Raw genomic sequence first — 15,657 nt, forward strand, 5'->3', positions numbered from 1 at the left:
TACATTTCCTAATCAAAAGAAATAATTATGAAAACGAAAAAGTCTAAATTAAACCGCAAAAATCAACTTTTTACCTCAATCGCCATCATCTTAGCTGCATTAGGTTTAACCTATGTGCCGATTCCTGGGTTACAGCAAACTGTGGTAATTGTGAGTGGGACGGAACTACAAGAACCACTGCAAAAATTAGAAGCAAAATTTGAGCAGGAAAACCCAAATATTAAGTTAGAACTCAAGTTTCAAGGTTCTCAAGAACTAATTAATAATTATGTTAATCAGAAGAACGACTTTAAACCTGCGGTGTTAATACCTGCCAGTGGGGAAATTTTAACAGAATTGAGCGATCGCCTGCAAGCTACCAACAACACCGACTCATTTTATGATTCTCCCACACCCATAGCTAAAACCTTACTGGTAGCTGTTGCTTGGCCACAACGGGGTAAAGTCCTGTTCCCAGATGGACGCTTCCAATGGCAAAAAATCGAACAAGCAATGCAAGCTAGTAACTGGGGAAAAATTGGCGGTGCTAATGACTGGGGTAGCTTTGATTTTGTCACGACAGACCCCACCCGTTCTAATAGTGGTCAGGTGACACTAAACCTATGGACACAAGCAAAATTAGGTACAAACATCAACCAAAATAGTTTTAATAACCCATCTGTACAGTCTTTGTTTGGGTTGGTGAAAAAATCAGTCTATCAGCCACCACGGTCTACAGATATTCTCTTGCAAGAGTTTATTACTAGAGGCCCCAACGATGCTGATGTGGCCACAGTATACGAAAGTATAGCTCTCTATCGTTGGCAACAATCAGGTGCTAATCAAGGTAAACCTTACCAAATCTACTATCTAAATCCTACTAGTGAATCTATCGCTACAGCCGCAATTGTCCGCCGAGATGTTGATGGTGGAACAGCAAATGCAGCCAGGAAGTTTTTAGATTTCCTCACACAACCCGCACAACAAGCCGTTCTAGTTCAGCATGGTTTCCGTCCAGTGAATAATGCGGTTGATTTAAAAGCTGTACCTAATAGTCCTTGGAATCAAAATATCCCTGGTGCTGAAATTAAGCCAACGGTGCAAACCATCCCACCACCCAACACTCAGACAATTAGAGAAATTCAGCGTCTCTGGGAAAGGGCAAATTAATTCACTGATTCGTGATAATTTCTTGATAGGCTTGGATAGTTTGTTTTGCGATCGCATCCCAGCTAAAATTTTCTAGGGCATACTTTTGAGCATTTAATCCCCGACGCTGACATTCTTGAGGGTTTTGCAAAGCCTCTTGTAGCAAGTCTACCAACGATGATACATCTGTTGTTCCCACCCACCCTGATTCACTATCACGCACCTCTTGCCAAATATGCACTTGGTCGGAAATAACTACAGGTTTTCCGGCTACCATAGCCTCAGCTACGGCAATACCAAAGTTTTCATAATAAGAAGGCAAGACAAATAAATCAGCTGCTTGCAGTAGACTAGTTTTTAATTCACCACTGACAAAACCTGTGATGGTTGTGTGCGATTTTAAAGGTGAATTATCGATTTGTTCTTTGATTTTGTGTTCATAATCCGGGTCTTGGGGACTTGCACCAGCTAAGACAAAATGAAAGTTTGTGCCAGATGCTAATAATTTTTCTAATGCTGGAATTAGCAGATTTAAACCTTTTTTTGGGTCAAGTCGTGACATAAATAGCACTAAAGGTAAATCTTTTGATATACCTAAATTATTATTTATCAAATCTCTCCCATTTTTAGGTAAAGATTTAGGAGGAATCACACCTAAAGGAATCACCAAATCTCGTGTAGCTGCACCAAATCTTTCTGAGATTTTTGCCTCTTGTTCACTTGTAAAATGAATCGCTGCTGCTTTAGCTAAATTACGCCGTTCAATAATTTCTACATACAGCTTTTTTAATTGTTTTTTCTTCAGTAAATCAGACGGATCAAGCGTTCCTAAAGGACGTAAAATATAAGGTAATTTTTGTTGGCTACATACAACCGCCGCCGCACTACTCACCGGAGAAAATAAGGCATGAATATGTGCTAAATCAAAATCTTTAGCGTAAGTTTTTAACCAATTTAGTAAATCCAAAGAAAATTTATAACGCCGAAATGGCGCACAGCGAAAATAAATAATATCATAGCCATCTTGTTTTATAGGTACATTTAAAGGTACATCCAGAGGTTTTTGACCAGTATCACCATTACTATCTGTAGTTAGTACCGTAACTTCTACCCCTTCTTTAGCCAAAGCCGGTGCTAGTCCTAGCACCATTTGACTAGGTCCACCATAGATTAAAGAAATCGATGGAACAATATGTAAAATTTTCATTTTATTTAATTTTTATTGATTATAATTCTAATGACTATTGACTAACTCCTGATAAAACTCAAATTGTTGCTTGGCTAAAGCTTGATTCGTATATTTATCCATTGCTTTCTGATAACCAATTTCAGCCAAATTATGAGCCAAATCTGGTTTTTCCATAAGCTGTAATAAACAATTAGCTAAAGCTTGAGCATCACCTTCAGGAAATACCAAACCAGCGTCACCAATTACATAAGGTATTTCCCCCGAATCAGAACCAACCACAGGTACTTTACAAGCCATAGCCTCAATTAGTACATGACCGAACTGTTCTTTCCAACCAACAGAAGTGAGAGTTTTAAATTTGTATGTAGTTTCTGAAGGCAAGACTAAGGTACTCATTAAATTAATGTAGTTGGGGACTTCATCATGAGGCACACTCTCTACGAAAATCACCCTATCTTGAATATTATTTTCTGTAATTATTTTGACTAATTCTTCTTTTAAAAGACCTCGTCCCAATAGTAGTAGTTTCCAATGTTTATTTTTTAAAGTAATTAATGATTTTAAGAGTGTGAATAAACCTTTTTCTGGAACAAAACGCCCTACGAAGCCCACAATGAAATCTTTGGGTGTGATACCCAATTTAGCAGCTAGTTCTGGTTGTGCTTGAGGAGTAAAAAGATTTTCATCTACACCCAATTGCGGCATGACTTTAATTGCGCCTTGATAACCCCTTTGTTGTAAAACTTCAGCCCCATCCTGATTACCAGAGATGATACCGTGGCTGTGGTTAAGGTTATATTTTTCTAATAAAGCAACTGGTAGTTTTAATTCGTAAGGTAAATTCCACCAAGTAAAAAAGATATTTTTTGCCTCCAGTCCTAATAACTGATTTAAGACAATCATCTGAGTATAAGCCAGACTCCTAGAACCTTGTTCTACTTGGATAATTTGGGGGCGAAACTGTCGCAATAAAGTTATTAAATCAGCACCGAAGGTAAGTAGACCTTGATGGTTTTGACTAAAATTAGAAACCGGAACTATTCTAAATGCACCTTCATCTCTATATTGGGTGGCAATAGTTTTATTTTGTACACCACCAGGTTTCCAAACTTTAGGAACTACAACTGTCACCTCAATACCAGGTTGCAGTTGAGATAAAGCCCGAAGTTTTTCACAATTGAGGTCTACGATATAGGTATGACTGGCAACTAAAATCTTCATTTATGGGGTTTTTAATTTTTAATTTTTAATTTTTAATTCCCCGTAGGGGTTGACTCTTGATCAAGACGACTGTAAATTTGCCCATCATCCCAATTAGATTGAATGACAGTCCCCAAAGCTTTGAAGAAACCCAAGATATAGAATACACCACGAGTAGCAATTTTTATAGGTGAGCCACTTTTATGACAAGGGGGACGACCAAGGACGTGACAATCAAATAAACGGGCGTATAAACGTAAAGATTGGCTAGCAGTAAGGTTTTTCAGCCCCATCAAAAAATGATTGTGATAGAAGGTCATTTGATATTTGAGCGATCGCATACTAATATCATGACAGCCTCCTGTTTCTTCCCCCAGATGGACTAAATTAGCTTCTGGGTCATACCAAATCTTATACCCTGTCTGCCGTAACCTCAGACAAAAATCTGATTCTTCCCGCACTGCACTACCGCGAAACCTCTCATCAAAGTGCAGTCCGTATTTAGTGAAAATTTCCCGGCGGAAGGACATATTGCAACCCCTGGCTGTCAGAACTTGTTGAGGCTTAATGGTGTGTACTAAGTCAATGTGATACCAAGCTATTCCAGCGTCCATCGCCTCTGGGGGTAGATATTCAATCTCAAATTCTCCCCCAGAATCACCTAATTTCATTCTGTCAAATACCCGTCCAGCCACCGCCCCTATTTCTGGGTTTTGTAGATAGTTTTTGGCATGAGATGAGATATAGTTGGAGGTTAACTTGACATCATCATCAATAAAAATAATTATTTCCCCAGATGCCCGTCTGACACCATAGTTCCGCGCACCCGGTAAACTTGCCCAGTTCAGTTTAAACCATTTAATTTTTTCTGCTGCTGCTAGTTCTTCCAAATAATTTTGCACTTCTGGTTGGTGTGTTGGTGACTGGTCTACTACCAAAACCTCAAAATTTGGATAATCTTGATTTAAAACATCTGCAACGCTATCTCTTAATGCTTCTTCTCTACAGTATGTAGGAATAATTACAGTGATTAAAGGCTGATTATTCATATTTTTGATGATAAATGAAGCTATCAAAATTTAAGTTGTTTTCTGGTCATATATCCGCACAAACAGGTCAGACTATTTTTTCAACATCAAACACTTTTTCCTTTTTCTTCAAGTGCTTCATTTTTCCTTTCTTGTTTATCCAGTATTGGTAATTTGAAAAGAACTCCAGCAAAAAACCAGTAATATACAGCTACTGGATCGACATCTAAAGGATAGTAGTAAGTGTTGTAACTGATAAACAATATAAACACCCATATAGCAGCTGCGTAAGTACGGAAACTACGGTTTTTTATCGAACGATACGTTTTAAAGGCTGTAACCGTCAGGGTAGTCACTAAGGCGACAAAACCCAATAATCCCACAATGCCAACTTCATACAGCACTTTGGGATAGTAGGTTTCCACCAACTTAGTTCCACCTAAACTGCGAGCCGAGTTAGTAGCCCTTCCCAAACCACTGCCTATGGGAGTCTCTACAGTTTTCCAGTTCTCTTCAAATTGTTGGACGATAAATTCCTCTGGTGGTGAAGCGTCCCAACGACCAGATAAACTATCAACCCTTTCTTGAACTACAGCAGGGTTAGTGACCATTGCAATTCCTAAGATGGCAGCCAAGCCTATACCAATGGGAATAAAGCGTTTGAGGTTGGCAATTTGACCTGTGAGTATTAGCAACAACATAAAGCACGTTGGTACTAAAGCTAGTGCAATTCTCTGCCCCGAAACAACGGCATTAATAAATACCGTTGCCAATGAACCTAAACTGATTGCACGCCAAATGAAAGAGGGGTCAGAGAAAGCCGCAGCAAAGGCTAAAAAGGTACTGGAAATTAAGAACCATGCCCATTGCCAAGGAGCAACAAATGTTCCCGGTAAGCGAATAATTCCTTGGCTAGGACTATAAACTAGAGAACCACCAAAATAACAACGTGCGTCCAGGGTGGCTTTGAATAGGTCAGCACCTGAAGCATTTCTAGTACCTTCACAGATCCCTGTATACAATAGTCCGTATTGAATAATACCTAATGCTCCACATATGAGGATCGCGCTTACCTGGAGGCGAGATAAGAATAGAAAATCCTGTTTGTCACGAATTAAGTAGTAAGCGCAACCAATCAAAGGGACGTAGCCTAAAAATACTTTTAGTCCCAAAATACCCATACCTATAGGTATTTCGCTAGTAGCTGCTTGGAATTGCCCCACACTAGGTGGGTTTAGTTGCTGTCCACCATTGATAAACAGCAAGGTCAGCATACACAAGCCAAATAAAATAAATAGTGGAGTTCTGATAGCAGAGGGCAGAATTAGAGGTAGTTTCTGCTTCCGGCAAGTTTGCCAAATTGCGATTAAAGCCGGAAGATAGAACGAGTCCTTAGCTAGTTGTAAGATAGGACTGTTCCCAATGTAGTAAGTGATTGTACCCCCAAAAGGTACGTAAACCAGAAAAGCAAAAAGAGCTAACCTTGGATATTTGTAAGATATAGACACCACAATAATTCCCAAAACCGTGGGAACTGCTGCCTTTATTCCTACAGTTAAAAACATCAATATACCAACAAAGAAGCTGAAGAAAGAGACGGTAGTTAGTAAACTAATCAGTTCTTTACGCGCTTGAGTCTCTTTCCGCTTTTTGGCTAACCTGTCTTTTAGGCTCAGGGTTGGCGTTTCTTTCTGTGGTTGCTGTGTTGATTTTTTAGCACGTGATGACTTGGATTTTAATTTTGGCATAGGTGCGTTTTAGCCTATCAGCCTTAGAAAAAGTATATTTTTGACCTAATAAATTCAGATTACGGTAAGTTATATAATCCAAATTCCTCTCTCATCGATTGCGTAATCTTTTTACGATTAAAAATGCTGAAAGTTAGCTTTGTGCGATCATAGTAAAGATTTTCTCCTGTTTCTAATATATAAATTGCACCGGGAAATGGTAATGGGCTAATAGGTTGGGCTTTGTCTGTCAAAATATCTTTAACTTTGGCATGATCTAGATAATATTTATAATAGCCATATCCACGGTTATATTCTGGGTGTTCTGGTAAAAAATTTAAATCATATCGCAAAATATTACAACTACCACACATTCTATAAAAGTTATTTCTTTTACTATATATATAGTCACTACCTTCTTGATATTTATAACCTTGATTGATAAACCATCCATTACTGTGAGGATTGTTTTTGACAAACTCTGCTAACTTTCTGCTGATACAATCATCGGCATCTAATGCCATAGTATGAGTAGGAGCAAATTGTTGGGCATATACTAATCCTTGCAGGATTTTTCTTCCTTTATCTGTGCGTCCACGATTGATATAAAGGGACTCTTTATGGTCTGAAAAATCAACTGTCAAGTATGTTATGTTAGGGTGATGAAATTCTATTTCTGGTTGCTCGTTGCAAACCACAATTACCCGGAAATCTGGCGAAGTTTGATGACAAACTGATTTAATACATCTTTCAAATAAATGTGTAACACGCTCCCATGATTTTGAAAATTCTCGACCTTTAAGTGGGATAACAAAAACAAGCATATTGTTACCTTTTATAAGTACCGCAATAGTTAACGCGTAAATAATAACATAGTAACAATTAATGTCCCGTCGCTGAGATATATATGAAGAAGTCTTCTCATGTATCCTGCTATACGCAAATCATCCTGGCTAATTATCCCATTTCTCCGCAATAGAAATGTTGCTGAGAAATGGGGCAACAACCAAGATTGGTGGAATCACAGAAACTTAGATGGCAAGGTGTTGCTGTACTTGTGTTACTAGTTCATCTGTCCAGTAGTTAGCTAGTTCTGCGCTAGCCGCTTCTACCATGACTCTAATCACTGGTTCTGTACCAGAAGCCCGGACTAAGATTCTGCCAGAATTGCCCATTGCCGCTTCCGCAGAGGCGATCGCTTTCTGCACAGGTTCGCAATCTTGCCAATTCAAACGGCGATCGCGATCTGTCACGCGCACATTCCGCAACAATTGGGGATAGGTATCAAAACTTTGGTCTACCAATTCCGCTAAAGAAACACCAGCCTGTTTCACCAAAGCAGCTATGTGTAAGGCTGTTAGTAACCCATCCCCAGTCAAACCATAGTGTCGGCAAAGGATATGACCAGATTGTTCACCACCTAACATCCCTCCCGTTTTCAGCATTTCGGCTTGCACGTATTGATCACCTACTGCTGTGCGAATTAATTGCCCACCTTGTTGTTGCCAAGCCCTCTCAAAGCCCAAGTTAGCCATGACTGTAGATACAATCAAGTTATCTGGTAATTGTTGCTGTTGCTTGAGATTTTGTCCCCAAAGATAGAGAATGTAATCACCATTGACTGATCTGCCAGTATGATCTACAGCCAAAACGCGATCGGCATCGCCATCAAAGGCGAAACCTAAGTCAGCGTTATGTTCTTGCACAGTGGCTTGCAGAATGTCTAGATGGGTAGAACCGCAGTTAACATTAATGCGATCGCCATCGGCTTCATTATGCAAGCAAATGACCTCTGCCCCCATTTCTTGAAACACAGCAGGTGCTAACCCCACAGATGCACCCCACGCTAAATCTAAAACAATCTTCATTCCCTGAAGATTGCCAGCATTTTCTAAGGGTTTTTGTAAAGCTTCGCCATAATTTTTAATTAATTCCAGACGTGAGTAATGCCGTCCGCAATGATTCCCCTCGCCTGTAACTGAGGTACTACCACGCAATCCATCTTCAATTTTTTTCTGTAACGCTAGTGATAACTTAGTACCTTCTGCCCCAAAAATCTTAATCCCATTATCTTCTGGTGGATTATGGCTAGCAGAAATCATCACCCCACCTATGGCTGCACTGATGCTAGTCAGATAAGCGACGCAAGGAGTAGGACATAATCCTAAATACCAAACTTCTATTCCTGCGGCTGTTAACCCTGCACTCAATGCCATCGCCAACATATCACTAGAGTTGCGGGAATCCTGTCCCAAAATGATCGGTCCATCCCGATCAACATGGTCACGTAGAACTACACCAGTCCAGAAACCGACTTGCAATGCCAACGGCGCACTTAGCAATTCTCCGACTTTGCCACGAATCCCATCTGTACCAAACAGGGGATTTGCAGGCAAAGATAGTAAATTCAGTGCATTATTCTGCTCAAATCCCTTACCTAACTTCTCAACTTCAGAAGCAGAAATCACTCGAATGTTGCTTTGAGTTCGAGTTATTGATGAAACCATATGCTTAAACACCCCACACACTCACACAGGAGATTATCACTTTAAAGGTTATTTAACAATTTATAGTCAACGTTCTTTGCTTTGCTTTTATGATAATTATTTTTCTTTGTTATTCAGAAATTTTTTACTTCACTTCTTAGGGAATTTTACTGAGAAAATAACGAGGTTTCGGGAATTTTTTACATCTCAATATACCTGCCTAACTAAGATGCTCCCAAGTGTAACTCCTGATTGCGGTATTTACCAGGGCAAATTTGTTAACTTCACAAAATTTTTTTTAAAGAAGAGGTGAATAGTCATTAGTAGGTAGAGACGTTGCACTGCAAAGTCTCTGATAGACGTGATTATTTTGGCAAATTATCTGATCCGAACCGTATTGCTTACACCCTCAGAGCAGAGTGCAAGGATTCAACAATGCTTTTTGCAGTAGAATTTGATAGTCTTCATCATTGATGCAATAAGCACCAAACCTTTCCAAATGGGGGTTCATCATTTGAGCATCAAACAGAACAAATTGTCTTTGGCGTAATCTTTCGACTAACTTGACCATCCCTACTTTAGAACCTTCGGGAATCAGGTAAAACATCGATTCGCCAATGAAAGCACCACCAATGACAATGCCTAAAATACCCCCAGCGAGTTTGTCACCTTGCCAAGTTTCAAAACTATAAGCAAAGCCAGCTTCGTGCAGTAATAAGTAAATCTCTGCTAATTCTGCGGAAATCCAGGTGGTTTCTCGGTTAGAGCAACCGGCGACTACAGAGTGAAAATCACGGTTAATCGCCACAGTAAACCGTTCTTGATTTAAGACACGCTGCAAAGACTTGGGGTAGCGAAATTTATCATCTAAAGGAATCAAAGTGCGATCGCGACTTTTGTACCATCCCAGTCCAGTATCGTCATCAGCCATGAGAAAATAGCCTTGAGCATAGCCTTGTATAATAGCGGCAAGATCATATTGCATAGATAAAACTAAAAATAAACATAAAAAAACAAGGCAGAAAGCAGAGAAGCAGGGGAGGAAATTTTACCCCAATGCCCTACGCCCAATGCCCCATACCCAATGCCCCATACTGTGCGTTTAATAACGATGACACAACCAATACCACCTATCACCCTACCACCCTCAGACAATCCCCACCTCGAAGGTGAATGGTTACAAGAACGTTTGCTGCGGTGGCTGGATACAGAATTTATTCCAGAAGCAGTTAATCAAAAGATTGCTCAACGCGCTGCACAGATTTTTTTGCGTCAGAGAATGGAAGGGGAAAATGACCTTGGTTCTCTAGTGATTGCCATTGTCACAGAGATGCAGGCGTTTGATTTTTCCAAAAGCTTTTATGGAGAGTTTGCGATCGCCAACGCCGTCAGCGATCTACTCTTAGAAAGTCTGGGTATCGACCGTTGTTGCGGACAATAAAAGAAAGTCTACAGTCAAAAGTCCAAAGTCAAAAGCTCATGTCTGGACTATTGACTAATGACTATTGACTAAATAACTACCAACTAGACTTAACTACTCCAGGTAACAGGCCTTCATGCGCCCATTCCCGTAGAACGTTCCGAGACAACCCAAAATCACGGTAAACGCCTCTAGGACGACCAGTTAACCAGCAACGGTTACGCTGACGAGTAGGCGCACTATTGCGGGGTAGCTGTTGGATTTGGCGGTGAATTGCTAGTTTATCTAAGGGAGACTCTGTTGTTCTGAACTCTTCTAAAAGAGCTTCACGCTTGGCAGCATACTTTTCCACCAACTTAGCGCGTTTTTTCTCGCGCTCAATCATACTTTTCTTTGCCATAAATTATCTTACCAACGTAAAGACAGCATTTTCCATTCTACATTTAGTACAGGCTGATCGTCTCTCTTTTTGACTATTTATCTAGAGAGTGCTGAGTCTTGAGTGCTGTTAGCGGTAGCGCGGCGTTTAGCCGGTGCTGAGTTCTGAAAAATTCTACCCTGCCCCTTGCCCCCTACTCCCTGCTCCCCCTGCTCCCCTACCTCCTACCATCACCGCAGGGCATAAATCAGCTAGTTCGCAAGCTAGACAAACAGGAGAACGGGCTTTACACACAGCGCGACCATGATAAATCAGGCGAATTGACCAATTTTCCCAATCTGGCTGCGGTAATAACTTCATCAAATCTTTTTCAATGTGGATGGGATCTGGATACTTCGTTAAACCCAAGCGTTGGCTGAGACGTTTAACATGAGTATCTACTGTCACCCCCGCATTAATCCCATAGGCATGGGCTAAAACCACATTGGCAGTCTTACGTGCTACCCCAGGCAACTTTAACAGATGTTCCATTTGATCGGGAACTACAGAGTCAAACTCGTTCACAATCATCCGACAAGCCCCTTGGATATTTTTGGACTTATTGCGATAAAACCCAGTGGAACGTACCAAGTTTTCTAACTCCGCTAAGTCAGCATTTGCTAAACTCGCGGCATCAGGAAACCGACTAAATAAAGCTGGGGTGACTTGATTAACTCGCTCATCTGTACATTGAGCCGAAAGAATCGTAGCCACCAGCAGCTGCACAGGGGTTGAATAAGTTAAGGAGCAAGTGGCATCTGGATACAACCGCTTCAAGCGAGTCAGAATTTCTAGAGCTTTTTGCTTTTTAGATAGGGATTTGCGGTTTGTACTCACTGGAACAATTTTTGTACCCACTCCAACTGGGTAGTTTCTTTAACAATCAGAAAAATTCCCAGACCCAAGAGTAGCATTAAACCAGTTTGCATCACACCATCTTGAATCCGATTAGGTAAGGGTTTACCGCGCAAACCTTCGATCAGCAAAAATGCTAATTGTCCTCCGTCCAAAGCCGGGAGGGGTAAAATATTAATGACTGCCAAGTTGATACTAATTAAAGCCCCAAAGAAGAACAAACTACCTGTATCGTTTTGGGCAATGTTAGCTCCAATTTCGACAATTTTAATGGGGCCGGAGACTTGACTGGCTGTTTCACCAAAGTTAGTAATTAGCTGTCCAAAGCCTTTAAAAGTCATGGTTACGATGCGCTGAAATTCAGTAGCACCGATGCTTAAAGCCTTTCCGGGATTAGTAATTGCACGGCGTTCAACTTTACCATTAGGTGCAAGTCCCACCCCAATACTGCCACCATTAGGCTTGGCTTCAGGGATGACATTCACAGATAGCTTTTTGTCACCACGGGCAATTTCTAGTTGAATCGACTGATTGGGACTACTTTTAATGATGTCTCTTAAACTATCGATTCCTTGGAGGGAAGTGCCAAATTGTTGTTGATTAGCTGCAAGAATCACATCTCCTGCTTGTAGTCCGGCTTTAGTGGCTACATTACTGACATCTGGTGCTAGCTGTTGAATTAATACCCCTGGTTGACTAGCTTGGCCGATACCAATGAAGCTAACTTGGCCTACCAGTAACATATAGGCAAAAATTAAATTGGCGATTACCCCTGCACTAATGACGATCGCTCGATCTAAAACTGGCCGATTACGCAGCAAATTCGGGTCATTGGGAGGAATCTCGCTATCGGGGTCATCATCAGGAAACCCAACAAAGCCACCCAAAGGAAAAGCGCGGATAGCATATTCGGTTTCAGGGCCTTGATACTTCCAAAGAACTGGGCCAAACCCCAAAGAAAAGCGGTTGACATGGATACCTTGAGAACGGGCTGCAATAAAATGTCCCAACTCATGTACCAAAATTAATACAGCCAAGACTGCGATCGCTGCTAAAACTGACATAGAGCAAATTAGTCAAAATATTTGGATATATATTTTTATTGTAGTAGTTAGGGAACGGACGCACAGACTCAACCTAATCTCCCAGGGTGAGATGATGCTTGGATTCAGCCTAGCGATGCCTATAATAATGTTCTGCCTACGCACTAACGCACTACTCGAATTTCAATTCCAATATTAAGGTTACTCCACAAACGATCAGTGGTGATCACAGGCTGGTTGAGAATAACACCTAAAGCCAGACAAGCACGATCTCCAAATGAAAGTCCGATAGATTTAGTAGCCGGACGCATCATACCAGCCCTCAGAGCTTGTTCTTCATTAAAAAGAATTACCTCAAGATTTAGATTCAATAGAATTTGCCTAATCTCTTCTTCAGGAATTCCTGCTTCTGCTAACTTTGCTATAACTTCCGATAGGTTGACACTACTAATTGCTGCATTGTCAATCAACTGCAAAATTTCTTCGCTACCAGTTTCTTGATTAAGCAATGCTAAAACAGCAGAAGCATCTACAACAACTTCACTCACTCCAGCTCTCCAATCTTCGCTCCTCAATTAACTCTTGAGAAAGCCTTCTACTAGCAGGAATATATTTTCTCAAAAGAGCCTGAGCTTCTTGGACAGAAGTTTGAATACTACTACTGATGGGTTGATCTTCTAGTACAAGGACAGCATTATATTCACCCACAGGTAGGTCTATAGGAGAATTAACTAGCAACTTACCATCCTGGGTAATTGTGACGATTATTTCTAATGCTCTCATAATTGAACTAAACAATATCCCCCAATGTTTTACCTTTGCCAGCAATAGATGCCGGGGGAGTGCGTTGTTTTTTCGATGGTAAGGTTTCTTCTATAAAGGTAACAATGACACGAGCGGTATTAACTTGGGGTTGTTCCGATACCCATTTTACTTGACCATTTTCATAAATCGCTTCGTAACTTTTTAACATGGCAATCAGGGTTTTATTAACCTTTGTGCTTTCTTAAATTATAGTTTGGGCGATCGCTTACATTGGGATTAAGCCAATTGAACGTAACTGAGGTATCCTACTACTCATAATGCGTCCACATCCGCAAGACTTTTACCGTATTTTCGGATTCAATAACTTCATACACCAAACGATGCTGAATGTTAATTCGTCGGGAGTATGCACCTTCTAAATCTCCCACTACCTTTTCATAAGGTGGAGGATTCTCAAATGGATTGGTTTGAATAATATCGAGTAATTTTTGCGCCTTATCTCGTAAATTGCTAGCAGCTAGTTTCTTAGAATCTTTCTGAGCTTGTTTAGTGTAAACTAAATCCCAACTCACCACTCTAACTCCCGACTGCACTCCTCAATCGGTGTTGCAAGTCCTGCCTGAATTGATTCCCGCATTCCTGGAACTGAGAGAAGGTAGAGGGTTTCCTGTACAGATACCCAGTCCGCTTCCGACAACAAAACGGCATTGCTACTCTTCCCTGCAATCACAATAGGTTGATGGGACTGATTCACTGAATCAATTAAATCCTGTAACTGCTGTTGAGCTTCATTAATTGGAATCATTAATTTGTCAATCCTTATCCTTTATTTGTTATCCCCTACTAAGATGATTTCTACAAAATCATACGACAGTGTAGAGACGCTACCTAAAACGCCTCTACTGGTTTACCCTTTGACTTAATTACAACACTTCTCTTCCCAAGAAAGGTTGCAATACTTCCGGTATCAACACTGTCCCATCGGGTTGTTGATAATTTTCCAAAATAGCTGCCATTGTGCGCCCCACAGCCAAGCCTGAACCGTTGAGGGTATGGACGAACTGAGTACCTTTCTTCCCAGCTTCTTTAAACCGAATATCCGCCCGTCTCGCCTGGAAGTCTACAAAATTAGAACAACTGGAAATCTCTCTGTACTTACCAGAAGAAGGTAGCCAAACTTCTAAATCATAGGTTTTAGTGGAAGAGAAACCCAAGTCCCCACTACATAAATTGATCACGCGGTAAGGTAACTTTAAAGCCTGTAAAATCGCTTCTGCATTGCCTACCAATTTTTCTAACTCATCAAAAGAGGTATTGGGATGTACAAATTTTACCAACTCCACTTTATTGAATTGATGTAAGCGAATTAACCCCCGCATATCACGCCCATAGCTACCCGCCTCTCTACGAAAGCAAGGAGTATAAGCACAATGGTATATAGGCAAACTTTCCGCCCCTAGAATTTCTCCCCGATAAAGGTTTGTCACGGGTACTTCTGCCGTCGGAATCAGCCATAAGTCATCATCAGCACATTTAAAACTTTCTTCTGCAAACTTGGGTAACTGGCCTGTAGCCGTCAAAGACTGACTATTTACCAAAAGCGGCGGACTAACTTCTACATACCCAGCTTGGGTTTGCATCGTCAGCATCCAGTTAATTAATGCCCTCTCCAGTGCTGCACCAGCACCGATGAGGTTTACAAAGCGACTTTGGGCAACTTTCACAGCTCGCTCGACATTGAGAATACCTAGCTTTTCGCCAATTTCCCAATGCGGTAGAATATTGGGATTCTGAGGTATGTACTCATCACCCCAACGGCGAACTTCTAAGTTATCTTCCTCACTTTTACCTAGGGGTGTAAAATCACTGGGTACATTAGGAATTGCGAGGATAAGTTGCTCAATTTCTGCTTTGAGTTCCTTTTCTTTAGGTTCTAGTTCGCTCAATTGGGCTTTAACACTATTACCCTCATCCCGTAGTGCTTGAATTTCTGGGTCTTGAGGACTCACGCCAGATTTAATCTTCTGCCCAACGAGTTTACCAATTTCATTACTTCGAGCTTGCAGTTGGCTACGAGTAACTTCTATGTCTCGTTGCTGCCTATCTAACTGTAATATCGGTTCTATGTCGTATTTACCACTACGACTATTCAACCGTTCCTGAATTAGTTGGGGGTTTTCCCGTATTTGCTTAATATCCAGCACAGATTTTTCTCAGTCTTTTGCCTAATTCCTGCCAACACATCAGCATATACTGATTTTGACTTGCCATGCCAAGAAAAGCAAATACAAAAATTATATTAAAAGAGGGAATCAGGAGTGGGAGTAGGGAATGGGGCAAACAACTGGTTCGCCTCGTTTTGGCTACTAAGTTGTTCCACATTGGATTTGCACATAGT

The 15,657-nt window shown here is 40.9% G+C and carries 18 protein-coding genes; 2 read left to right on the forward strand and 16 right to left on the reverse strand.

What is annotated here, in order from left to right; genetic code table 11:
• Positions 1-27 precede the first annotated feature (27 nt).
• Complete coding sequence (locus tag VB693_RS05215; protein WP_323265335.1) at positions 28-1,149, forward strand: substrate-binding domain-containing protein; 1,122 nt, start codon at positions 28-30, stop codon at positions 1,147-1,149.
• A gap of 1 nt (position 1,150) precedes the next feature.
• On the opposite strand, the gene hpsP is transcribed toward VB693_RS05215, so the two are convergent.
• The 7 genes from hpsP to aat form a co-directional block, all read right to left on the reverse strand.
• Positions 1,151-2,335: a hormogonium polysaccharide biosynthesis glycosyltransferase HpsP gene (hpsP, locus tag VB693_RS05220; RefSeq protein ID WP_323265336.1), complete on the reverse strand. Its 1,185-nt coding sequence runs from the start codon at positions 2,333-2,335 to the stop codon at positions 1,151-1,153.
• 27 nt (positions 2,336-2,362) lie between these two features.
• Positions 2,363-3,538, reverse strand: a complete 1,176-nt coding sequence (gene hpsO, locus VB693_RS05225; protein WP_323265337.1) for a hormogonium polysaccharide biosynthesis glycosyltransferase HpsO — start codon at positions 3,536-3,538, stop codon at positions 2,363-2,365.
• A gap of 32 nt (positions 3,539-3,570) precedes the next feature.
• The gene (gene hpsN / locus VB693_RS05230; protein ID WP_323265338.1) at positions 3,571-4,566 is read right to left on the reverse strand and encodes a hormogonium polysaccharide biosynthesis glycosyltransferase HpsN; all 996 of its coding nucleotides are present in this window, start codon (positions 4,564-4,566) and stop codon (positions 3,571-3,573) included.
• Between the two features lie 86 nt (positions 4,567-4,652).
• On the reverse strand, positions 4,653-6,293 hold the full coding sequence (hpsL, locus tag VB693_RS05235; protein ID WP_323265339.1) for a hormogonium polysaccharide biosynthesis protein HpsL: 1,641 nt from the start codon (positions 6,291-6,293) through the stop codon (positions 4,653-4,655).
• Positions 6,294-6,352: 59 nt separating this feature from the next.
• Entirely contained in the window at positions 6,353-7,096 is a 744-nt protein-coding gene (locus tag VB693_RS05240) for a glycosyltransferase family A protein (RefSeq protein WP_323265340.1), read from the reverse strand.
• Positions 7,097-7,303: 207 nt separating this feature from the next.
• The gene (glmM, locus tag VB693_RS05245; protein WP_323265341.1) at positions 7,304-8,779 is read right to left on the reverse strand and encodes a phosphoglucosamine mutase; all 1,476 of its coding nucleotides are present in this window, start codon (positions 8,777-8,779) and stop codon (positions 7,304-7,306) included.
• Positions 8,780-9,167: 388 nt separating this feature from the next.
• Positions 9,168-9,743 carry a leucyl/phenylalanyl-tRNA--protein transferase gene (aat, locus tag VB693_RS05250; RefSeq protein WP_323265342.1) on the reverse strand — a complete coding sequence of 192 codons (576 nt, stop codon included), beginning with the start codon at positions 9,741-9,743 and terminating at the stop codon, positions 9,168-9,170.
• Between the two features lie 126 nt (positions 9,744-9,869).
• Here aat and VB693_RS05255 point away from each other — a divergent pair, with 126 nt between their 5' ends.
• Positions 9,870-10,199 (forward strand): hypothetical protein, encoded by a 330-nt coding sequence (locus tag VB693_RS05255; RefSeq protein ID WP_190702872.1) that lies wholly within the window; start codon positions 9,870-9,872, stop codon positions 10,197-10,199.
• Positions 10,200-10,275: 76 nt separating this feature from the next.
• On the opposite strand, the gene rpsN is transcribed toward VB693_RS05255, so the two are convergent.
• The 9 genes from rpsN to serS form a co-directional block, all read right to left on the reverse strand.
• Positions 10,276-10,578 carry a 30S ribosomal protein S14 gene (rpsN, locus tag VB693_RS05260; protein ID WP_190702869.1) on the reverse strand — a complete coding sequence of 101 codons (303 nt, stop codon included), beginning with the start codon at positions 10,576-10,578 and terminating at the stop codon, positions 10,276-10,278.
• A gap of 153 nt (positions 10,579-10,731) precedes the next feature.
• Complete coding sequence (nth, locus tag VB693_RS05265) at positions 10,732-11,433, reverse strand: endonuclease III (protein WP_323265343.1); 702 nt, start codon at positions 11,431-11,433, stop codon at positions 10,732-10,734.
• Positions 11,430-12,515, reverse strand: coding sequence for an RIP metalloprotease RseP (rseP, locus tag VB693_RS05270; RefSeq protein WP_323265344.1), 1,086 nt, complete (start codon positions 12,513-12,515; stop codon positions 11,430-11,432). Before rseP ends, nth begins: the two co-directional genes overlap by 4 nt.
• A 143-nt stretch (positions 12,516-12,658) precedes the next feature.
• Positions 12,659-13,042 (reverse strand): type II toxin-antitoxin system VapC family toxin, encoded by a 384-nt coding sequence (locus VB693_RS05275; protein WP_323265345.1) that lies wholly within the window; start codon positions 13,040-13,042, stop codon positions 12,659-12,661.
• Positions 13,035-13,277, reverse strand: a complete 243-nt coding sequence (locus VB693_RS05280; RefSeq protein ID WP_323265346.1) for a hypothetical protein — start codon at positions 13,275-13,277, stop codon at positions 13,035-13,037. Before VB693_RS05280 ends, VB693_RS05275 begins: the two co-directional genes overlap by 8 nt.
• 7 nt (positions 13,278-13,284) lie before the next feature.
• Positions 13,285-13,467 carry a hypothetical protein gene (locus VB693_RS05285; protein WP_323265347.1) on the reverse strand — a complete coding sequence of 61 codons (183 nt, stop codon included), beginning with the start codon at positions 13,465-13,467 and terminating at the stop codon, positions 13,285-13,287.
• A gap of 100 nt (positions 13,468-13,567) precedes the next feature.
• Positions 13,568-13,831 (reverse strand): Txe/YoeB family addiction module toxin, encoded by a 264-nt coding sequence (locus VB693_RS05290; RefSeq protein ID WP_323265348.1) that lies wholly within the window; start codon positions 13,829-13,831, stop codon positions 13,568-13,570.
• Positions 13,828-14,064: a type II toxin-antitoxin system Phd/YefM family antitoxin gene (locus tag VB693_RS05295; protein ID WP_323265349.1), complete on the reverse strand. Its 237-nt coding sequence runs from the start codon at positions 14,062-14,064 to the stop codon at positions 13,828-13,830. The genes VB693_RS05290 and VB693_RS05295 overlap by 4 nt, the downstream gene beginning before the upstream one ends.
• Before the next feature lie 118 nt (positions 14,065-14,182).
• On the reverse strand, positions 14,183-15,463 hold the full coding sequence (serS, locus tag VB693_RS05300) for a serine--tRNA ligase (protein WP_323265350.1): 1,281 nt from the start codon (positions 15,461-15,463) through the stop codon (positions 14,183-14,185).
• Positions 15,464-15,657: the final 194 nt, after the last annotated feature.

Source organism: Anabaena sp. UHCC 0399 (assembly GCF_034931465.1).
GTDB classification, from domain to species: Bacteria; Cyanobacteriota; Cyanobacteriia; order Cyanobacteriales; family Nostocaceae; genus Trichormus; species Trichormus minutissimus.